The organism is Paenibacillus sp. FSL K6-1217, from assembly GCF_045040735.1.
Classification (GTDB): domain Bacteria; phylum Bacillota; class Bacilli; order Paenibacillales; family Paenibacillaceae; genus Paenibacillus_AQ.
Map to the genome: position 1 here is coordinate 6,884,941 of NZ_CP150271.1, position 21,248 is coordinate 6,906,188.

The following is a 21,248-nucleotide window of genomic DNA, read 5'->3' on the forward strand; positions in this document are numbered from 1 at the left end:
GATAAATTATGTATATTTCCGATTATATTTTAACCTGCCGCTTAAGCAATGGCCGGCATCTGATCTTCAATTCGCTCTCAGGCGCGATGGATCTTGTGGAAGAGCATATCAGCCAATTCCTTCAAAAACAACCGTCTGCTATCAGCACGCTCTCTGCTCAAGAAGAGCAGTTTCTGATGGACAGAGGCTATCTTTATGAAGACCGGGCCGGGGAGCAAGCCCTGATCCGCCGATACAAAGAATACCTGGATCATCATAGCTCCGCTGAAATTTCATTTGTTTTCTGCCCGTCGATGACCTGTAATTTGAAATGTGTCTACTGCTTTGAACCCCAAGAGATCCGCTCCAGCAATGAACGAATGACCGAAGATCAGGTCCGCGCTGCCTTCCTGGCTATGGATCAAATGATGGACAAGCACCATTCGACTAAGCATCATTTTATTATTTTTGGCGGAGAACCGCTCCTTCCCCTGAATGATTCTGTTGTCAGGCTTATTCTCAGCCTGGCCCAGGAACGGGGGATTACAGGAACGATCATTTCAAATGGGGTCTTCCTGTCTCACTACCAGAACCTCCTGGAGCCTTATAAGGACATGATTAAGATCCAGCTTACGATTGACGGCCCCGAGGCCATTCATGACAAACGGCGGATTACTCACGCCAACCAGGGAACCTTCCGGAAAATAACAGAACAGATTGACGCCTTTCTGGAGCATCAATTCGACATTACAATTCGCGTCAATCTGGATGGTGAGAATATAGAGCATCTGAATGAGTTGCTGGATTTTTTCGGAGACAGGCATTGGAACACTTACTCTAACTTCTCGGTTACCCTGTCTCCTGTGGAGAATTATGCCGGGAATTCCACCCCGGGGCTGCTGCCCAATTACCAGCTTACTGAATCTATCAAAACGCATGTGCCAAATGACAAGCTCAAAAGGCTGAATACGACATTAAACAGTGACCTGACCAGACTCGCCTTGCCGTTTGAGAAGGTCCTGGATACCGGCATCGTTACGGATAACTATTTCCCTAATCTTTACTTTTGCGAGGCAGCCGGAGGAAAAACATTCACCTTCTCACCGGATGATCAGGTCTACCCGTGCACCAGCATCATCGGCGACAGGAAGTGGAGTCTCGGAACCTATTATCCGCAGCTCGAGCTGGATGAACAGAAGCTGGCGTTATGGCAAGGCCGTCATGTCTTGAATCAGCCAGCGTGCACAGCGTGCAATATCGCTTTTCTCTGCTCCGGGAATTGCCCTGTGCAAGCTGAACGGACCACCGGCTCGATCATGGGTTCCTACTGCGGAAATGTGAAGCGTGATCTTGACGATCATCTGGAGCTGCTGAATTCTTCGTTCGTGAGCTTAAGCTAATTCTTCTCTTACGGGAGGTGATTTGAACATGATCCAACTGATATGTCCGCCCTACAATGCTTCTGTGGATACCGTTGACCCTCCGCTCAACCTGCTGGTGCTGGGTGCTGCTCTTATTGACGCGGGCTATGCGGTCTGCCTAACAGACCTGGCTCTGCGTTATTCAGGCACCAGCCATTTTGATGCAGCCGCTCTCAACGATATTGCACAACTCATCATCCGTAAGCCATCCAGAGTTCTCGGGTTCACGGCGATGTGCGGCAATTATTCTATCGCGCTGAGGATTGCAGAGGAATGCAAGCGGCTGGACCCGGACAGAATCATCATTTTTGGCGGCCCCCATGCAAGCTTTGTAGCCGAAGAGACATTAACCTGGTTCCCGTCTATAGACTATATCGTGATTGGAGAAGGAGAACTGACGCTGCCGGAGCTAATTACCGCCCTGGAGTCCGGCCAGCCTCTTCATGGAGTAGATGGCTTGTGTTATCGCGCAGAGGGAACCGTCCACACCAATCCGCCGCGGCCGATCCTGAGGAACCTGGATGATACGCCGTTTCCCGCCTTCCACTTAATAGAGGATCTTTCCGCCTATTTCACTACCGCTGAGACCCGGTTTTTCCCGATTGAGGCGGGACGCGGCTGTCCCTTTCATTGCAGCTTTTGCAGCACTTCAACCTTTTTCTCACGGCAATACAGAACGAAAAGCCCTGCGCGGATCATTGCAGAAATGCGATACATCCGGGAACAGTGGGGAATTACCCATTTCAGCTTAACGCATGATAATTTCACGGTGAATCAGAAGTTTGTCAGACAATTCTGCCAGGAGTTGCTGGATTGCAGCGAGTCCTTCACCTGGAGCTGTTCCTCCCGTACCGACCATGTCAATCAAGAACTCTTCGAGGTTATGATGCAGGCTGGATGTAACGGTGTATTCTTCGGAATTGAGAGCGGCAGCCAATCCATCCAGCAGACAATCGGCAAAAAACTTAATTTGAATCAGGCCTATGAGCTGCTCCGGGAACTGCACCAGTCGGGTCTGTCATGTACAGTCTCCTTTATTACGGGATTTCCGGAAGAAACGGAAGAGGATCTCAATCAGACTCTGGATATGATCATCCGGCTGCTCTCTATTGGAATAGCGGATGTGCAGCTACATCAATTATCTCTTTTTCCCGGAACCCAATTGTATGAGGCGGAGAAGGACAGTCTAATTCTGGATGACCAGCTCTGGGGCGGCAATGATATGAACAGTGACTTCCAGCTATCCGCCATTGAGAAAAAATGGATTGCCAGCTACCCGCAAATTTTCAGCAACTATTACACCTTACATGCTGTGGATACACCTGCCCTGCACAGAATTAGAAAACTCTATTATCCGCTGGCCCATTCTTTCTTCCGCACCTTGTACTACCTGAACCATCTGGCTGGAGTTACCTATACCCGTACGATCGAGTTCATCTCTGCCAGGCTGGTTATGCCTGATGACATGCCGCAAGAAGCAGAACTCGCGGTCATTCTCGATGAGCTGATCCAAGGACTTGCGCCGGAAGCCGGGCTGATTCTCAAGGACTTCCTGTCTTATGAGCAGGCGGTAATGGAACTTATGCGGCAGAATGCAGATACTGCGGACAAGGCTGATATGAAGCCTGTGAGAATAATGCAGCCGTATTACTCCATCCCTGAGCTGAAGCTGCACAGCCCTCTGCCTGCTGATCTTCAGCTGGTGGAAGGACAGGAGGACTGGATTGTACTGGTGCTGGAGCATGCATCCGCTCTGGAAGGCCACGGGCGCTATGTCCGGATTATGAGCATGGATCATTTAAGTATTGCGATTCTTCAGCAAATGGAGAGTGGAGACAACTTCCAGACGGTTGTCCATCACCTGTCCTTGGAGAACCCCTTTGCCGCAAGCGAGAAAGAACGGGAGGAATGGATCGGCCGGGTGTACGACCATTTCTATAGGCATCAATTGCTGATTTCCTAGGGTGAAAATACCGGAAGAGAGGGGGCCTTTCCTTGTGGAGTATGCTGAAGAACGGCGTATTTCGCCGCTTATGGTGCACGCAGACTTTATCCTCTGTAGGCGATGAGATCCGCAATTGGGCCATCCTGTTTTGGGTATTTGCAGAGGCGGATCAAGCCGTCTTTTACCGGACGGCTCTTCTGTTTGCCCAGATGCTTCCTGTCTTCATCATGGCCCCTCTGGCCGGAACATGGGTAGACCGGCGGGATCCTAAGAAAGTGCTGCAGGCGACGCTCGTCATCCGGGCCTTAATGTCGTTTGTGCTAGCCGTATTAATAGGGCTAGAGCAGGTGCCTCTGTTGCTGGTTATGCTGGCCTTTACCTGCACAGTCCAACAGTTTTTTCAGCCCGCCATCAGTAAATTGACGGTCACAGCCGTGGATCATGAAGATTACGGAACAGCCAGTTCTTCGGTGAAGACGATAGATACGTTAATCAGTCTTGCCGGGCCTGCTATTGGAGCGTTTGTCTACCAATGGTGGGGAGCCTCCACTTCGTTGGTTGCGGACGGCTTTTGTTTTATCCTGGGCAGCCTGTGTATTCTGAATTTAAAGGCTAGACGTACCCCCTTGGCGGATCTCTCAGATTCCGCTCCTGCAACCTCTTTCTGGATGGATGTACTGGAGGGCTTCCGGTATATTCTCTCTTCTCCGCTCACCAAACGGTTATTTATTATGCTGTCAGTTATGGGGGTGTGCACCGGGGCTATCAATCTGTTGAACATTTATTTTGTGGTGAACGAGCTGCATTTAGACCAGAATTACTTGGCCTGGGCCAGCACGGCCGGCGGCATTGGCATGTTCGGGGGAGCGCTCGGCCTGAACCTGCTCGGGGCAAGATTCAAGAATTACATTCACATCAACATTTGGGGAGCAGGGGTCATGACCGTTGGACTATTGCTGCTCACGCTGTCCTTCGGCTCTTGGTCTATGCTGCTCAGCCGCGTCGTTATCGGAATCGGAATATCCCTGCTGAGCATCACGCTGTCAACCTTGTTAATGACCTATGTTCCAGAGCACCTGCTGGGCCGTGTCGGTTCCGTATTTGAAGGGGGGCCGCTGGCGACCAATATGGTGTCTTATGTTTTTTTCGGATGGCTGTATCTGTATACCGGCGCCAGACTGATCTTCGGCATCTCCTTCATGCTGTTCTGTATGGCGTTCCTGCTGGCCCTCAGCCTACAGTCCCTAATCTCTCCGTCCCGCAGAGTCCATGCCGAGCAGAAAGAGTTCATCGGTCATTCTCAGTAACAGCCTAACCCGGGATGCACCGGAGTGATGAGCGAATGAGGGGCATAAGTGCACGTTAGCCTACATAATAATTTAGCTTCTGTAAGCGCTTCCTGTAATCCATTTCACCACAAAAGCCTCCCAAGCTGCCGCTTCCTGGCAGTCCGGGAGGTACTATAATTCTAACCGTCAGTCTCCACCGCCCCCGGAATCACCGCCACCAGAATCTCCACCGCCAGAATCCCCGCCGCCGCCGAAATCCCCGCCTCCATGGCTGCCGTGACCGCCGCTGTCCCAGCCCCCGTGGCTGCCGTGATGATGATCATGTGAATGATTCCCGTGGTGATGCCCATGATGATGGCTGGCGCCGCTGTGCCCGTCCGTGCCTGGATGGATTTTGTGCGGGCTGTTTTCGTTGTAGCTGCCCGCATCGGCTCCGGTACCTGTGATGAAATAATGATCTCCCGAGTGAGAGCGGGTTCTATTGCCATAATTTTTGTGCCGCGCATTACGATTACTGCGATTAATAAACATCACCCCAACGAAGATCACTGCTCCTGCGAATAATAAGCTTCCCATCATGCAGAACCTCTCCTTTAACCAAATGTAGGATTGCCCTCATAGCAGAATCATACCATACTTCTGGAAACTACCTGGAATGCTGCTTGTATTGTCTCGGGGTGAGGCCGGTATATTTCTTGAACACCTTGGTGAAATAGCTCTGGTCGTTGAAATGCAGACGGGTAGCGATATCCGACAGCGTAATGCCGGGCAGCTCCATCAGCCGCTTGGCTTCATCGATCCGCTGCTGCTGGATGTAGTCGCTGATGGCGGTGCCGGTTTCTTTTTTGAACAGCTGGGACAGATAACTGGCACTCATTCCGCTATATTCAGCCAGCCTGCTGAGCGGAAGCTCTTCATACAGATGATTGTAAATATAATTCCGGCACCGGTCGGAGATGCGGGAATGCCTTGCGCTGCGGCTGCCCTCCACCTGATCGGCGAAGTCGCATAGAGCGGCCAGCATGGCGCTGTCCACCGCCGGAATATCACGCAGCTCCTCAATATGCTGGATATGGAAGTCGCTCAGAGTGTAGGCCACCTCCCAGAACAGCCCGCCTTCAATTGCTGCGCGGGTGGCCAGGGTGATGGAGGAGACGGCCAGGTTTTTTTTGCTGCGCAGCTGGCTCTTGCGGGACAACCGGCCGTAGCTCTCCTCGGCAAAAGAAGCAAAGGTCCGCAGCAGCCCAGCCTTGTCCCCGTTCGTGATATGGCGGAACATCTCACGTTCCTGCATGGGGTCATGGTGCAGCCATGTATGCTCGCGGCGGTAGGACAAATTCAGATCCTGGCTGTCGTCCGCTTGCGGTAACGGTTCCGCCAGCGTACCCGCCGCCAGCAGCAGCTCCGTTACGGACAACGCTTGCCCGGTAGCAAGCGTGTAGAGCAGGATCGCTGCATGATACCAGCGCATCCGGCCGATTACAGGCAGGCTGCTGTAATACTCCAGCCAGCTTGCCTGCTGCCCGTGCGGGATGTTGTGGTCACGCATCAGGCTGGCTGCATTATCACCCGACACGGGTGCGCTCAGCACCGGGCCGATGACGATGGCCCCGCCAGCGCTGCCTGCATCGGGAAGCTGGAGAATAATGAAATTCTCCAGGAAGCCGGTCATGTACAGACGCGGTAACACAGGCGCGGCCGCAGCAGCAGTCCCGCCCGCACCCGCGTTATGCGTCCCATCCGTTACCGCCGCGCTACGCCCGCGAACTAGCTCCATCACCTCAAGGGGGAGTCCGCCCGTTCCCTCTACAGAAGGCCGGTCAACGGCAACCTGTGCCAGCGCTACAAGGGGCGTGGCTGCTTCATCCAGCCACAGGACCGGGACCCGGTAAGCTTCGTAGATCAGCTTGCAGATGTACTGTATTCCTTCGTGGTTCAGCATAGGCTTCGGCATAGGCACTTCCCCCTCTTTTATCTGATTAGAATACCAAATTTCGAATGAGAATACCATAATTGGCCGGATGAGTCGTATAGAATGGAGTTAAGAAAACGCATTCTTAGGAGGACTTCATGATGGCAAAGGACATAACGGAGATTCGGAACCTCATTTCACAAATGACACTGGAAGAGAAGGCCGGACTCTGCTCCGGGCTGGATTTCTGGAACACCAAAAGCATTGAGCGTCTGGGCATTCCCTCAGTCATGGTAACGGACGGACCCCACGGGCTCCGCAAGCAGCAGGGCAGCGCGGACCATCTTGGATTGAACGACAGCGTACCGGCAACCTGTTTTCCGTCAGCGGCGGGACTTGCCTCCTCGTGGGACCGCGATCTGATCTTCCGGGTAGGCGAAGCGCTGGGGACGGAATGCCAGGTGGAGAATGTCGCCGTTCTGCTCGGACCGGGCAATAATATCAAGCGCTCTCCGCTCAATGGCCGGAACTTTGAATATTTCTCGGAGGACCCGTTCCTGGCCTCAGAGATGGCTACGAATCATGTGAAGGGTGTGCAGAGCCAGGGGGTTGGCACTTCCCTGAAACATTTTGCCGCGAATAATCAGGAGCACCGCCGCATGTCTGTAGATGCTGTTATTGACGAGCGGACGCTGCGTGAGATCTATCTCGCCAGCTTCGAAGGCACCGTGAAGCAGAGCCAGCCGTGGAGTGTAATGAGCTCCTATAACCAGGTGAACGGGGAGTATGCCTCCGAGAGCCACAAGCTGATGACCCGGGTGCTGCGCGAGGAATGGGGCTTCGAAGGGTTCGTCGTGTCCGACTGGGGAGCGGTCAATGAGCGCGTGCAAGCGCTGAAGGCGGGACTGGAGCTGGAGATGCCGTCAAGCGGCGGAATCGGCGATGCCAAGATTGTAGCTGCGGTGAACAGCGGTGAATTGGCGGTGGAGACGCTGGATCTCGCGGTAGAGCGGATGCTGGCCTTTATCTTCAAAAGTGTAGAAAACCGCAACCCGCAAGCGGTCTTCGATGCAGATAAGCATCATCAGCTTGCACGCGAAGTAGCCCGGGAGAGCATGGTGCTGCTGAAGAATGAAGGCGGGATTCTGCCCCTTGCTAAGAGCGGCCGGATTGCCGTGATCGGCGAATTCGCCAAGCAGCCGCGCTATCAGGGCGGCGGCAGCTCGCATGTGAATCCATCCCGGATGGATGATGCCTTCGAGGAATTGCAATCTGTTGCGGGGAATGCGGCCAGCTTCCTGTATGCGCAGGGCTACGAACTGGCCAGTGACGAGGTGAATGCTGAACTGCTTCGCGAAGCCCGGTATACAGCGGCCAAGGCGGATGCGGCCGTGCTGTTCCTGGGATTACCGGACCGTTACGAATCGGAAGGCTATGACCGCAGCCATCTGCAGCTTCCTGCCAGCCATAAGGCGCTGATTGAAGCGGTGGCCGAGGTCCAGAGCGAAATTATTGTAGTGCTGAGCAACGGCGCGCCGGTCGAGATGCCTTGGCTGCATCAGACGAAGGCGGTGCTTGAAGGATATCTCGGCGGCCAGGCCTTTGGCGGCGCAGTTGCGGACCTGCTCTTCGGCGAAGTAAGCCCGAGCGGAAAGCTGGCGGAGACCTTCCCTATGAAGCTGAGCGACAATCCGTCCTTCCTGAACTTCCCCGGTGAAGGCGATACCGTGGAGTACAAGGAAGGCTTGTTCGTAGGCTACCGTTATTATGACAAAAAAGAAATCGAGCCGCTGTTCCCCTTCGGCTTCGGCCTCAGCTACACCGAATTTGCATACAGCAACCTGCGGCTGGATCATACCCGCATTAAGGACACAGATACCGTTCAGGTATCGGTCACTGTCAAGAATACCGGCAGCAGAGCGGGCAAGGAGGTCGTGCAGCTCTATGTCAGCGATGTGGAGAGCAGCGTGATCCGTCCTCTGCAGGAGCTGAAGGGCTTCGGCAAGATTGAGCTGCAGCCGGGGGAAGAACGCGCCGTAACCTTCACACTGGATAAGCGCTCCTTCGCTTATTATAATGTTCAGCTGGCGGACTGGCATGTGGAGAGCGGTACGTTCCGCATTGCCGTGGGTTCATCCTCCCGGGATATCCGCCTCAGCGCAGAGGTGGAGGTAGAATCCACCGTGAAGCTGCCCGGCCGGTTCCACCGCAACACTACAGTTGGAGATGTGCTAGCCAATCCGCTGACCGCAGAGAAGGCGAAGGGCTTCGGCAGCGTGTTCGGGCTGGAGGATGCGCTTGGCGACAATCCGGAGATGTTCCTTGCCATGATGAAGTACATGCCGCTGCGTGCTATGATCGGCTTCGGCCAGGGCAAGTATACCGAGGCGGATCTGGAAGCGGATCTGCAGGAGCTGAACAGGCTGGCCGGACAGGAGTAGAACTTATTAGCCAAGCGGGAAGGCTGTATCCGGGTTCAGCTCCCGGTGTTCCGCTCGGCTACAGGGGTTGCATTCCGCAGCGTTATTTGCTACCATACGATGTAAGTTAATAAGCTGTTATTGGTTCTCTAGGGTTCCGCAGCGGGTTCTACACCGCTGGGCTGGTCCGAGGGAGAACGCACGGATGGAGAGATGTCCGTGTATACACGGAGGGACAAAAGCCCGGGAGGTATCGTCTGCATAGACGGTAACCTTCCGGGCTTATTTTATGAAACAGGAGGCAGGGGAAATGAAGAAAAGCACCAAGAGCTGGATCATGATTGCAGGCGCTGCCTGTTTTGAAGTGATATGGGTCATCGGCCTGAAGCACGCCTCCGCTCCATGGGAATGGGCGGTTACGGCAGCAGCCATATTGATCAGCTTCTACGCTCTCATCTGGGCCAGCGGCAGGCTGCCGGTAGGGACGGTATATGCTGTGTTTGTAGGGCTCGGAACAGCCGGTACCGTTCTTGCGGGCGGAATTCTGTTCAATGAACCGCTGCGGCCGCTCAAGCTGCTGCTGATTGGCCTGCTGCTGGCGGGCGTTATCGGCTTGAAGCTGGTTACTCCTGCTGAAGCCGAAGCTAAGCCGGAAGGGGAGCTGAACTGATATGGCATGGGTGATGCTGATTGCCGCCGGTATATGTGAGATGTTCGGGGTAGCCATGATCGGCAAGCTGCACAGGGACCGCAACTGGCAGTCTGTCTGCCTGTTGATCTTAGGCTTCGGGGCAAGCTTCCTGCTGCTGTCTCTGGCGATGGAGAGCCTGCCTATGGGGATTGCGTATGCGATCTGGACAGGGATTGGCGCGTCCGGGGCAGCGATTATGGGCATGTTGTTCTACGGTGAAGCACGGGATGTGAAGCGGATCGCCTGCATTGTAGTGATTCTGGGAGCTGTAGCGGGCCTTAAGCTGATCGGCTGAGCATTTCCGCTGAAACGTTACCGAGTTGGACACTTAGCGGATGTTTCACCGCACCGGATATGGTAAGTATAGTATGTAAGAACATTATTCTTATAAGGAGACTTATCACATATGAGCAGACCTGTATCTGAGACGATCCGCCTGAAGGACGGAGCTGTGCTGCCCAGACTGGGGCAGGGAACATGGAGGATTGGCGACCAGCCGGCGAACCGGGCTGAAGAGATTGCCGCCCTTCGCCAGGGGGTGGAGCTGGGCATGAATCTGATTGATACCGCCGAGATGTACGGGGACGGGCGCTCTGAGGAGCTGGTCGGTGAAGCGCTGCGGGGAATCCGCGACAGCGTATTCCTGGTCTCCAAGGTGTACCCGCACAATGCGGGCGGGACTAAGCTGATCAACAGCTGCGAAGCCAGCCTGAAGCGGCTCGGCACAGACCACCTGGACCTGTACCTGCTGCATTGGCGTGGCGATATTCCTCTGGAAGAGACTGTAGAGGGGATGGACGCACTGGTCGCTTCGGGTAAAATCGCCCGCTGGGGCGTATCCAACCTGGATACGCCAGATATGCAGGAGCTGCTGCGCATCCAGGGCGGCAATCACTGCGCCGTGAATCAAGTGCTCTATCATCTGGGCTCACGAGGGATTGAACACGAGCTGCTGCCTTGGCTGAGAGGACATAAGATTCCTGTCATGGCCTATTCTCCGCTGGCGCAGGCAGGAACACTGAGAAGAGGGCTGACCGAGAATGAAGCCGTGCAGCAGATTGCCCGGAATCATGAGGTCACCCCGCTCCAGGTTCTGCTGGCCTGGACCCTCCGTGACGGGGACATCATCGCTATTCCCAAGGCTGCCACCCGTGAGCATGTGAATGCGAACGCCGCTGCCGCCAAGCTTGTATTCACAGATGATGAGCTCTGGCAGCTCGACGATGCTTTTCCGCAGCCGTCATGGAAGGTTCCGCTGGATATGATTTGATCATACGTAATCGCTGCTGCATGGCACATAGCTGTCTCCGCTAAGGGGGCGGCTTTTTTGAAAGATAAGAATTTATATGTTTTGGGGTCCCCGCAAAGTACCTGAGTCACCACCTACGCTAAAGCCCCACTTTGTGGGGTTATTTTGTTGTAAAGCTAACTATAGATGATATTATACGTGAAGTTGTGCATTCTATGGAGAAGCTTGTAGGCCGAAGGGAGCAAGGCGGATACCGGACTTAAGTCTCTTGGCAGGAGCTCTTAAATGTTGTCAACAACGTTCATGCCGAAACCGTGTTTTCAATTTGGTGACAAAGAAAGCGCTTTGATTTACGATGTGTTCAAAGGGAAAACACCTTTCAGAATGCAGAACGGAAGGTTCCCGTTCATTACAATAAGGGGGCATCTTAAATGGCCACAACGGCAACGAAACAAGCTTCATCCGGCGGTGCAAGGGTGAAGGTTCAACAATTTGGTCGTCTGCTCAGCGGAATGGTTATGCCGAATATCGGCGCATTCATCGCTTGGGGGTTAATTACAGCATTATTCATTCCAACCGGCTGGTATCCCAATGAGAGCCTTGCAGCTCTGGTAGGTCCAATCATTACTTACCTGCTCCCGCTGCTGATCGGTTATACCGGTGGACAGATGGTTCACGGCAAACGCGGTGCTGTCATCGGCGCGCTGGTGACCATGGGGGTTATCGTAGGTACAACTATTCCAATGTTCCTGGGTGCCATGCTCGTCGGTCCGCTGGCCGCCTGGATCCTGAAGCAGTTCGACAGAGCTGTGGACGGCAAAATCAGAGCCGGGTTCGAGATGCTGGTCAACAACTTCTCGCTCGGGATCATCGGCGGCGCTTTGACGCTGGGAGCCTTAAAAGGCGTTGGACCGCTGGTTCAAGGGTTGACCGATATTTTGTCAAGCGGTGTGGAATTCCTGGTTAACCACAACCTGCTGCCGCTCATCAACATCATTATTGAGCCAGCCAAGGTATTGTTCTTGAACAATGCGATTAACCACGGCATCTTAACTCCTATTGCTTCAGAAGAATCTTTAAGAATAGGCAAGTCTATTCTTTACATGCTGGAATCGAATCCGGGTCCTGGTCTGGGTATCCTGCTGGCATACTGGCTGGCGGGCAAAGGCTCTGCCAAATCCTCCGCACCAGGCGCCATTATCATTCACTTCCTGGGCGGGATTCATGAGATCTACTTCCCTTACATCCTGATGAATCCGCGTCTGATTCTGGCAGTCATCGGCGGCGGGATGTCCGGTACATTTACCTTCCAGCTTCTTGGCGCAGGACTTACAGCGTCACCTTCTCCCGGCAGTATCTTTGCTTACTTCGCAATGACGCCTAAGGGCGGATATCTTCCAATGATTGCCGGGGTTGTCGTTGCTACCATCGTTTCGTTCCTGATCGCGGCTGTGCTTCTGAGATCTTCCAAGAAGATCGATGAGGAAGAGATGGATCTGGAAGCGGCAGAAGCCAGAATGAAAGATATGAAATCCGCCGGTACAGCAGCACAGACCGCTGCAACAGCAGCTGTAGCTTCCAATGTCCGTACTAAGGCTAATGTGAACAAAATTGTCTTCGCTTGTGATGCAGGAATGGGCTCCAGTGCAATGGGCGCTTCGGTCCTTCGAAAGAAACTGCAAAATGCCGGGGTGAATATCACGGTTACGAACTCTGCGGTGAGTGAAATTCCGGCGGACGCGGATATCGTAGTCACCCAGAAGACCCTTACCGACCGGGCGATTGCGAGCAATCCGAATGCCGAGCATATCTCGATCGATAACTTCTTGAAGAGTCCGAAATATGATGAGCTGGTAGAACGTTTGAAGTAAGTGGCATACGTGTAAAATCTAAGTATAGTTCTCGCTGAAACGGTGCCGTCCCTTAGAGGACGGCATAGCCGTTTCCACTTGATGTAAGGCGGAGGGTTAGCGGAAATGACGAAAATTACCGCCAGACAGCGCCAGATCCTTGGGCTTCTGCTCGAAGCCACCGGAGAGATTACCGCTGTGAAAATTGCCGAGGCTACCGGAGTAAGCGTAAGAACCGTACACCGGGAGATGGAGGATATAGAGTCTGCGCTTGAGAACTTTGGTCTTGATCTGATCAAGAAATCAGGCAAAGGCATCGGGTTGAGCGGCCCGGAGTCCGGTCTTGCGGAGCTGCGCCTGTTCCTGCGGGAAGAGAAGCCGGCGGATTATTCGGGAGAAGACCGCAAGGTATTTGAGCTATGCATCCTGCTGGAGGCGGAGGAGCCGGTGAAGCTGTTCACTCTTGCACATTCCCTTAAGGTTACAGTGGCCTCTATCAGCTATGACCTGGATGAACTGGAGCAATGGGTTCGCAAGTTCGGACTGGAGCTGGTCCGAAGGAGAGGCTACGGCGTTGAAATTACCGGAAGTGAGATTGACAAGCGCCGGGCGATTGGGCGGCTGGCTGCCGAGCATCTGGATCTGTCTGATCTGGTCGGCCACGGTTCTCAGGCTGAGAGCAATCCGGCTTTTCGTATTCTATTAACTACAGTCGGGAAGTCCAACCTCATGGAAGTGGAGAATACGCTGTGGGATATGGAATGGAAATGGACCGCAGAGCTGCCCGAAATTGTCTATATGGAAATGCTGCTGGCCCTTGCTGTCACGACCCGGCGGATTGAGCTTGGCCGGAGCATCGACAGCGGGGCGGATACAGGCTATTCCAGGGTGTCCGACCACCGCAACATTGCCGGAGCCGAGAGATTCGTACAGCAGCTCGCAGAGGTGCTTAGCCTTAAGATTCCCCGGGTTGAGGTTCTGTATATCGCCGGGCTGTTCGACCGGGTACAGGATTCCTTCTCCTCTACGGACTATGCCTATGGCGATATTGAATTGATGGAGATTGTCTACAAGCTGACGGAGAGTGTGGTCAAACGGACAGGGCTTCCCTTCCAGAGTGACCGCTCCCTGCGCGAGGGGCTGCTGGAGCATATTGATCCGGCGCTGAAGCGGATTCGGGAAGGTACGCGTATCCGCAACCCGCTGCTCGGCCCGATTCGCAGGGACTACGAATATCTGTTCAACATCGTCCGTGCGGCGGTTGGGGATATGGAGCTGGAGCTGGAAATCCCGGATGAAGAGATCGGATTTCTGGTCATGCATTTCGGAGCTTCCGCCGAGCGGCTGAGCCAGCTAAGGCGCAACGTAAGAGCGATTCTTGTCTGTGCCAGCGGACTAAGCTCCTCCCGTCTGCTCGCCACCCGGCTGACCAAGGAGATGCCGCAGATTGAGATTCTCGGCAACATCTCCTGGTATGAAGCTGCGCGCTTGCCGGATGAAGATTACGATCTGATTATCTCTACCATTGATCTGCCGATTGATAAGGAGCGTTATATCAAGATCAGCCCCCTGCTTACCGCCGAAGAGATCGAGAAGCTGCTGAGCTACATCCAGAATACGACGCTGCGGGAACGCGGGAAGGGGCTGTCCGGTGAACCGGATCATCCGGTGCGGGAGGAAGCTTCGCTTGAACGGCTACGGAGCTACAAGGGCATTCTGGATGAGATCGTGAGCCTGCTGGAGCGGTTCCGGTTCCATCCGATTGACAACAAGGGGATGGATCTGTCAGCGACCATAGTGGAAATGCTGGAGATGCTGAATGGACACGGCGTGGTCGGGGATGCCGCCATCGTGCTGGAGCGTCTGCTCGAACGGGAGCGGATGACCAGCCAGGTGATCCCGGACACAGCGCTGGCGCTTTTCCATACCCGAAGCAGCCATATCCACCTGTCATCACTGACTCTGTACCGGCTGCAGCAGCCGGTAATTCTGGAGGGGGACACAGAGGTCAGAGTCATTCTGCTCATGCTGGCTCCGCGCAGACTCTCCAAGGAGAGTCTGGAGGTGCTCAGCGAGATCAGCGCGCTGCTGCTCAATTCCGAGCTGGTGCAGTTGCTGGAGGAACGATCAGAGACTGAGATCCGGGGGTATTTGTCCACGGAGCTGCTTCATTTTTTCCAAAATAAATGTTGAAAGCGGGAGAAACCATATGAGTATACTGTCAGAAAACAAAGTGATTATGCACGGTGCCGCAAACGATAAATACGAGGCCATCAAGATGGCGGGCAAGCTGCTGGTCGATGCAGGGCATGTGACGGAAGAATATGTTCCCAAGATGCTGGAGCGCGAGGAAGTAGTGTCCACTTATATGGGCGGCGGCTTGGCTATCCCTCATGGTACCAAGGAAGCCCGGCCTTATATCAAATCGACTGGATTGTCTATTATCCGTTTCCCTGACGGGGTAGACTTCGGCGGCGATGAGCCGGCGTTCGTAGTTATCGGGATTGCAGCCGCAGGCGACGGGCATATGGAGGTTCTGACCAATGTGGCGATGATTTTCACGGAAGATGATGCCATTGACCGCGTGATGAACGCCCCTACAGCCGCAGACGTTATTGCAATCTTTGAAGGGGGCCTCGAGTGATGAAGGCGGTCCATTTCGGCGCAGGCAATATCGGCAGAGGGTTCATCGGGCTGCTGCTGTCGCAGGCGGGCTATGAGGTCACTTTTGTGGATGTGAATGAGGCGTTTGTCTCCCAGCTTCAAGAGCGCGGCGAATATCCGGTTACGATGGCCAGCGACGGTCAGGAGACGGTTATTGTCAAAAATGTAACGGCACTCAGCAGTGTTACTCATGGTGAAGAAGTTGCCGCTGCGATTGCCGAAGCCGATCTGGTGACCACCGCTGTCGGCGTGTCGATCCTGAAGCATATTGCCGGTACTGTGGCAGAGGGCATCCGCAGAAGAGTGGCCGTCTCTTCCGCGCCGCTGCATGTGATTGCCTGCGAGAATGCGATTGGCGGCAGTGCGCAGCTCAAGGAGCTGGTCTACGCGAAGCTGGATGAAGCTGCCCGTGCGAAGGCGGAAGCTTCCGTTGCTTTTCCTAACGCAGCAGTGGACCGGATCGTTCCGCTCCAGCAGCATGAGGACATTCTGAAGGTGGTCGTTGAGCCGTTCTACGAATGGGTGGTCGACGCCTCGCAGATGCTTCCGGGCTATACGCCGGTTGAAGGGGTGCATTACGTAGACAATCTGGAGCCTTACATTGAACGTAAGCTGTTCACGGTGAACACGGGCCACTGCTCTGCGGCATACCTTGGCTTCCTGGAAGGCTACGAGACCATTCAGCAGGCCATGGCAGATGAAGCCCTTACGGCGAAGGTTCGTGAGGTACTGGAGGAGACAGGTGCGGTGCTGGTCCAGAAGCATGGCTTCGATGATGCGGAACACAGCAAGTATATCGATAAAATCCTGGAACGCTTCCGTAATCCGGCGCTGACCGATGAGGTGTCCCGTGTCGGCCGTTCGCCGCTGCGCAAGCTGTCGCCAAGTGACCGTCTGGTATCCCCTGCAACGCAGGCGTATGACAGAGGGCTCAGCTACACGGCGCTGACGCGTTCCATGGCCGGTGCGCTGCTGTTCAAGGCGGCGGATGACCCGGAAGCGGTGGAGCTGCAAGCTGCAATCGCCGAGCTCGGCGCTGAAGCGGCGCTGACGAAATACACCGGACTTGCTGCGGATCATCCTATTCACCGGTCCGCAATGGAGCAGTACGCGAAGCTGAAATAAAAAAATAAAAATACAGCCGCAGGGAAAGCCTATAAGCTTATCCTGCGGCTGTTTGGGTTAGTCTGTGATTCTTAAAAGAGCTAAAGCCCCACTTTGTGGGGGGATTGATTAGCTGTTCTCAAGAATCGTCTGCAGTGTAGTACGGTCCAGCCCTTGCACGAGCTTGATCAGCAGCTCTTTGGCAGCCGCATAATCATCACTGTGAATGATTGAGGTTGCCGTGTGGATGTAGCGGGAGCAGATCCCGATCACTGCCGAAGGAATACCGATTCCGCTGACATGCACCTGCCCTGCATCCGTTCCTCCCTGGGAGACGAAATACTGGTATTTGATCTTATGGGTGTCGGCCGTATCCTGCACATATTCAATCAGCCCCCGGTGGGTAATCATCGTCGGGTCGAAGATACGCAGCAGCGCGCCCTGGCCCAGATGGCCGAAGGCCTGGCGGTCACCGGTCATATCGGCAGCGGCGCTGGCATCCAGCCCGAAGAAAATATCCGGGGCCAGCAGATTGGCCGCCGTCCGGGCCCCGCGCAGCCCGACCTCTTCCTGAACGGTAGCCCCGCAGTAGAGTGTATTCGGCAATGCCTGGCCGTGCAGTTCCTTCATTAATTCAATGGCTAGACCAACGCCGTAGCGGTTGTCCCATGCCTTGGCCATAATCTTCTTCGGATTGGCCAGCGGCGTGAACGGGCACACCGGCACGATCTGCTGTCCCGGAGCTACGCCGAAGCTCTGCGCCTCCTCGCGGCTGTCCGCGCCGATATCGATATACATCTTGCTGATCTCCCCGGCTTTGCCGCGTTCCTCTGCGCTCATCAGGTGGATGGGCGTGCTGCCGACCACGCCGTTCAGCGTCCCCTTCGGCGTAATGATCTGCAGCCGCTGTGAGGCCACGGCCGAAGCCAGCCACCCGCCCAGCGGAGTGAAGCGGATCATCCCGTTGTCCGTAATGCCGGTCACCATGAAGCCGACTTCATCGAAATGTCCGGCCACCATAATCTTGGGACCATTAGCTTCACCGCGCATTACGCCGAACAGGCTGCCAAGGCGGTCCTGTACGAATTCGTCCGTATAAGGCGTCATCGCCTCTTTGACATAGGCGCGCAGTTCACGCTCGAAGCCGGGGGCTGAGGGGAATTCTGTTAAGGTTTTGAACAATTCAAGTGTGTCTGTATTCATACATATCTCGCTCCTTTATGACATCTAGTATGAACACTCTTACGCCGCTTGTCCATGCCGGAAGGGCAAATGAACACAGTGGCTCCCGGTGCGAATACTATACGGTAAGGGCTCTGCAGGCAGGAGCCGGAGAAAGGAAGCGAGGAGAATGTGGCTCTCGGGGAGCGTAGCCCGGGCAGGCAGCCCGGTTCAATACCGCAAGGTGCCGGCCCGCAGGCAGAGCTTGCCCAGACGGTACCGCCGCCGGCACGGGCGGGAGAATGAGGCGGTGCTGATTCTGGTGCTGTTTATGCTGCTGATTGTTGTGCTGTTTTATTTTTCCTGAGCAGGAGGGACATAATGGAGCCGCCTGAAGTGAACAATAAGGAAAACTTAATTCCGCATGGCACGAAGGGACGGGAATCAGCATACCCGCTGCCCGTTCCCTTTCGTAGCTAACAGTTCAGGGGGTGTCTGCATTGCCGGCAAAAACAAAAAAGTCAGGCGTTAAACTGAACCTTGACGGTCTGACCCCGAAGTCTTATCAGGAATTGGCCAAGCCTTATGTACCGTCCCGTCCGGTATTCAAGAATTGTATCCGTGCCTTTCTGTCGGGAGGCCTCATCTGTGTGCTGGGACAAGGCATTCAGGAAGCGTTCATGGCGATATTCGATATGACCTCAAGAGAGGCGGCAAGCCCGACAGTAGCCATTCTGATTCTGCTCTCCGTCATACTAACCAGCTTCGGGGTGTATGACAAGCTCGCCCAGTGGTGCGGTGCAGGCTCAGCGGTGCCCGTTACAGGGTTCGCCAACAGCATGTGCTCTGCGGCCCTGGAACACCGGGCTGAAGGACTGGTGCTGGGTGTAGGCGGGAACATGTTCAAGCTGGCCGGATCGGTTATTGTGTTCGGTGTCGTTGCCGCTTTTATCGTTGGCGTAGTGTATGCCGTTATGGGCTGGGGAGGTGCACATTAAACGATGAAGCAGCTCGGCAGTCAGACCTGGGAATTTACAAATCGTCCGGTGATCCTCGGAACCGCCACTGTAGTTGGGCCTGAAGAGGGGGAAGGGCCGCTGGCCTCAAGCTTCGACTTCATCTTTGACACGCTGGAGATGGGCGAGAAGACATGGGAGAAGGCAGAGCGCGCCCTGTTTGAAAAAGCCTCCAAGCTCGCTCTGATGAATGCGAATCTGGATCAGGAGAAGCTGGAGTTCTTCGTCGGCGGGGATCTGATGAATCAGATCATCAGCAGCTCCTTCGCCGCGCGCAAGCTCGGCGTGCCGTATCTCGGCGTATTCGGAGCCTGCTCCACCTCGATGGAGAGTCTTGCCATCGCCTCCATGATTGTCGATTCCGGCGGCGGGAAGTATGCACTGGCAGGCACAGCCAGCCACAATTGTACGGTCGAGAAGCAGTTCCGCTATCCGACAGAATATGGCTCGCAAAAGCCGCCTACCGCCCAGTACACCGTTACAGGCTCAGGCTGCGCGGTAGTGGGTGTGAACGATGGAACGGTGAAAGGACCGTATGTGGTGTATGCAACTCTTGGGCGTATCATGGACCTGGGGCTGAAAGATCCGTTCAATATGGGAACAGCCATGGCCCCGGCTGCCGCCGATACGATCACGGCGCATTTCCGCGATACGGGGCTGTCGCCCGGTTATTATGACCTGATTGTTACAGGGGACCTGGCTTCCATCGGCTTGCCGATTGCCAAGGATCTGCTGGCCAAGGAAGGTATCCCGATGGAGGAGACGGTCTTCAATGACTGCGGCCTGATGATGTATGACCTGGACAAACAGAAATATGTCATTGCCGGGGGAAGCGGCGCGGGATGCTCAGCCACAGTAACCTACGGGCATATTATGGGCCGGATGAAGAAGGGTGAATTGAAGCGGGTATTAATCGTGGCGACTGGAGCGCTGCTCTCCCCGCTATCTTATCAGCAGGGCGAGAGTATTCCATGCGTGGCCCATGCGGTTGCCATTGAGAGCGGAGGTGAGGGAGCATGATTTATTTATGGGCTTTTCTGGTCGGGGGTGCGATATGCGTGATCGGCCAGCTGATGTTCGATGTACTGAAGCTGACTCCGGCCCATACCATGAGTACGCTGGTGGTGCTTGGTGCGGCAGCGGATGCCTTTGGCATCTATGACCCGCTGGTGAAATTCGCCGGAGCCGGGGCCAGTGTGCCCATTACCAGCTTCGGGAATTCCCTGGTCCACGGCGCACTGACAGAGCTGGAGCGCGATGGCTGGGTCGGTGTCGTCACCGGGATCTTCGATGTGACCAGCGCCGGGATTTCTTCGGCGATTGTCTTCTCGTTCCTGGCAGCGCTGGTCGTCCGGCCGAAGGGGTAAGTTACGGTGGATGGATCATAAATAGATATGTTGATTCAGGGATCGCCTAAGGCGGTCCCTTTTTATATGCAGGAGCCATAGTCCGCCTGATGGCGGGTTTCTTTTGGACAACTCCAGTATGCCGCTCTATAAATTCACTTGGCCTAACATGTACTTTGGGTACTCCTATCATGTAAAATGTATATATTACTGCTTATTCTGATATAGGAGGGTTTAACATACATGCCCGTACGTCAAGAATCTACGCAAATAATGAACGCTGTCCGCACTAATCTGGAATCCTGTATTCTCGGTAAAAGCTTTGAAATACAACTGCTGCTTACTGCGCTGTTAGCGGGCGGACATGTCTTGATTGAGGATGTCCCGGGGACCGGCAAAACCCAGCTGATCCGCGCGCTCTCCCGGTCGATGTCCGGTGAATACCGGCGCATTCAGTGCAACCCGGATATTCTTCCCAGTGATATTACCGGCGTATCCGTCTATCATCCGCGCGATGAGATGTTCCACTTCCGTCCGGGGCCGGTAATGACCAATATTCTGCTGGCCGATGAGATCAACCGCGCGACTACCAAGACCCAGTCCGCGCTCCTTGAGGTGATGGAAGAACGAAATGTTACGGTCGATGGAGAGACGTATCCCCTTCCGCATCCATTCATGCTCTGCGCGACTCAGAATCCGATAGATTTCGAGGGAACCTATACCCTTCCCGAAGCTCAGCTGGACCGCTTCATGCTGCGGATCAGCCTGGGCTACCCGGATGCCGATACCGAGAAGAATCTGCTGCTTACCCATCAGCAGGGCCAGCCGGTGGACCGGCTGACTCCCGTAACCAGCATGGAGACGATCGCTGCCATTCAGGAGGAGATCCGCGATGTGTTCATCAGCGAGCCGGTGCTGAACTACCTGCTGGATGTGGTCCGCCAGACGCGGGTGCATCCGCTGGTGCTGCTGGGCGCAAGCCCCCGGGCATCGTTATCGTTCATGATGGCCTGCAAGGCCTATGCTTTTCTCCAGGATCGGGATTATGTGTTGCCTGATGATGTGAAGACCCTGACCCCGTATACGCTGGGACACCGTATCCTGCTGCGGCCGGAATCACGCCTGGACAATGTCAGCATGGACTCCCTGCTGCAGAAGCTGCTTCAGAGCATTAACGTGCCTGTAACCATGAGGCAATAAG

At 54.8% G+C, this 21,248-nt stretch carries 19 protein-coding genes and 1 riboswitch; of the genes, 16 read left to right on the top strand and 3 right to left on the bottom strand.

Annotated elements, in window-relative coordinates:
* Window positions 1-8: 8 nt before the first annotated feature.
* From MHH28_RS30310 to MHH28_RS30320, 3 genes are read left to right on the top strand one after another with little or no spacing between them, the layout of a single operon-like run.
* Window positions 9-1,379 (top strand): radical SAM protein, encoded by a 1,371-nt coding sequence (locus tag MHH28_RS30310; RefSeq protein ID WP_405108930.1) that lies wholly within the window; start codon window positions 9-11, stop codon window positions 1,377-1,379.
* A gap of 28 nt (window positions 1,380-1,407) precedes the next feature.
* On the top strand, window positions 1,408-3,363 hold the full coding sequence (locus MHH28_RS30315) for a B12-binding domain-containing radical SAM protein (RefSeq protein ID WP_405108933.1): 1,956 nt from the start codon (window positions 1,408-1,410) through the stop codon (window positions 3,361-3,363).
* Window positions 3,364-3,404: 41 nt separating this feature from the next.
* Window positions 3,405-4,652: an MFS transporter gene (locus MHH28_RS30320; protein ID WP_405117329.1), complete on the top strand. Its 1,248-nt coding sequence runs from the start codon at window positions 3,405-3,407 to the stop codon at window positions 4,650-4,652.
* 161 nt (window positions 4,653-4,813) lie between these two features.
* Here the strand turns inward: MHH28_RS30320 and MHH28_RS30325 are convergent, their stop codons facing one another.
* Together MHH28_RS30325 and MHH28_RS30330 are read right to left on the bottom strand one after the other, a co-directional pair.
* Entirely contained in the window at window positions 4,814-5,122 is a 309-nt protein-coding gene (locus MHH28_RS30325; RefSeq protein WP_405108936.1) for a hypothetical protein, read from the bottom strand.
* A 158-nt stretch (window positions 5,123-5,280) separates the two neighbouring features.
* Complete coding sequence (locus MHH28_RS30330) at window positions 5,281-6,588, bottom strand: helix-turn-helix domain-containing protein (protein WP_405108939.1); 1,308 nt, start codon at window positions 6,586-6,588, stop codon at window positions 5,281-5,283.
* A gap of 119 nt (window positions 6,589-6,707) precedes the next feature.
* Here MHH28_RS30330 and MHH28_RS30335 point away from each other — a divergent pair, with 119 nt between their 5' ends.
* The 8 genes from MHH28_RS30335 (at window position 6,708) to MHH28_RS30370 (ending at window position 16,545) form a co-directional block, all read left to right on the top strand.
* On the top strand, window positions 6,708-8,987 hold the full coding sequence (locus tag MHH28_RS30335; protein WP_405108941.1) for a glycoside hydrolase family 3 C-terminal domain-containing protein: 2,280 nt from the start codon (window positions 6,708-6,710) through the stop codon (window positions 8,985-8,987).
* A gap of 117 nt (window positions 8,988-9,104) precedes the next feature.
* A riboswitch (guanidine-I (ykkC/yxkD leader) is annotated at window positions 9,105-9,218 on the top strand.
* A 58-nt stretch (window positions 9,219-9,276) separates the two neighbouring features.
* Window positions 9,277-9,636 (top strand): DMT family transporter, encoded by a 360-nt coding sequence (locus MHH28_RS30340; protein WP_405108944.1) that lies wholly within the window; start codon window positions 9,277-9,279, stop codon window positions 9,634-9,636.
* Between the two features lies 1 nt (window position 9,637).
* Window positions 9,638-9,952: a DMT family transporter gene (locus MHH28_RS30345; RefSeq protein WP_405108947.1), complete on the top strand. Its 315-nt coding sequence runs from the start codon at window positions 9,638-9,640 to the stop codon at window positions 9,950-9,952.
* Window positions 9,953-10,063: 111 nt separating this feature from the next.
* Window positions 10,064-10,927, top strand: a complete 864-nt coding sequence (locus MHH28_RS30350) for an aldo/keto reductase (protein ID WP_405108950.1) — start codon at window positions 10,064-10,066, stop codon at window positions 10,925-10,927.
* 410 nt (window positions 10,928-11,337) lie between these two features.
* Complete coding sequence (locus MHH28_RS30355) at window positions 11,338-12,777, top strand: PTS mannitol transporter subunit IICB (protein ID WP_405108953.1); 1,440 nt, start codon at window positions 11,338-11,340, stop codon at window positions 12,775-12,777.
* Between the two features lie 105 nt (window positions 12,778-12,882).
* Entirely contained in the window at window positions 12,883-14,949 is a 2,067-nt protein-coding gene (locus MHH28_RS30360) for a BglG family transcription antiterminator (RefSeq protein WP_405108956.1), read from the top strand.
* Between the two features lie 16 nt (window positions 14,950-14,965).
* On the top strand, window positions 14,966-15,400 hold the full coding sequence (locus MHH28_RS30365; protein WP_341019648.1) for a PTS sugar transporter subunit IIA: 435 nt from the start codon (window positions 14,966-14,968) through the stop codon (window positions 15,398-15,400).
* Complete coding sequence (locus MHH28_RS30370; protein ID WP_405117330.1) at window positions 15,400-16,545, top strand: mannitol-1-phosphate 5-dehydrogenase; 1,146 nt, start codon at window positions 15,400-15,402, stop codon at window positions 16,543-16,545. The genes MHH28_RS30365 and MHH28_RS30370 overlap by 1 nt, the downstream gene beginning before the upstream one ends.
* 108 nt (window positions 16,546-16,653) lie before the next feature.
* Here MHH28_RS30370 and MHH28_RS30375 read toward each other — a convergent pair whose 3' ends face one another.
* On the bottom strand, window positions 16,654-17,727 hold the full coding sequence (locus MHH28_RS30375) for a M42 family metallopeptidase (protein WP_405108958.1): 1,074 nt from the start codon (window positions 17,725-17,727) through the stop codon (window positions 16,654-16,656).
* Between the two features lie 148 nt (window positions 17,728-17,875).
* Here MHH28_RS30375 and MHH28_RS30380 point away from each other — a divergent pair, with 148 nt between their 5' ends.
* The 5 genes from MHH28_RS30380 (at window position 17,876) to MHH28_RS30400 (ending at window position 21,247) form a co-directional block, all read left to right on the top strand.
* Window positions 17,876-18,052: a hypothetical protein gene (locus MHH28_RS30380; RefSeq protein WP_405108961.1), complete on the top strand. Its 177-nt coding sequence runs from the start codon at window positions 17,876-17,878 to the stop codon at window positions 18,050-18,052.
* A gap of 133 nt (window positions 18,053-18,185) precedes the next feature.
* Window positions 18,186-18,683 (top strand): stage V sporulation protein AC, encoded by a 498-nt coding sequence (gene spoVAC, locus MHH28_RS30385; protein WP_340026770.1) that lies wholly within the window; start codon window positions 18,186-18,188, stop codon window positions 18,681-18,683.
* Window positions 18,684-18,686: 3 nt separating this feature from the next.
* On the top strand, window positions 18,687-19,721 hold the full coding sequence (gene spoVAD, locus MHH28_RS30390) for a stage V sporulation protein AD (protein ID WP_405108965.1): 1,035 nt from the start codon (window positions 18,687-18,689) through the stop codon (window positions 19,719-19,721).
* Window positions 19,718-20,068 carry a stage V sporulation protein AE gene (gene spoVAE, locus MHH28_RS30395; protein ID WP_036697920.1) on the top strand — a complete coding sequence of 117 codons (351 nt, stop codon included), beginning with the start codon at window positions 19,718-19,720 and terminating at the stop codon, window positions 20,066-20,068. The genes spoVAD and spoVAE overlap by 4 nt, the downstream gene beginning before the upstream one ends.
* 222 nt (window positions 20,069-20,290) lie before the next feature.
* Window positions 20,291-21,247, top strand: coding sequence for an AAA family ATPase (locus MHH28_RS30400; RefSeq protein WP_405108968.1), 957 nt, complete (start codon window positions 20,291-20,293; stop codon window positions 21,245-21,247).
* The last annotated feature ends 1 nt before the right edge of the window (window position 21,248 follow it).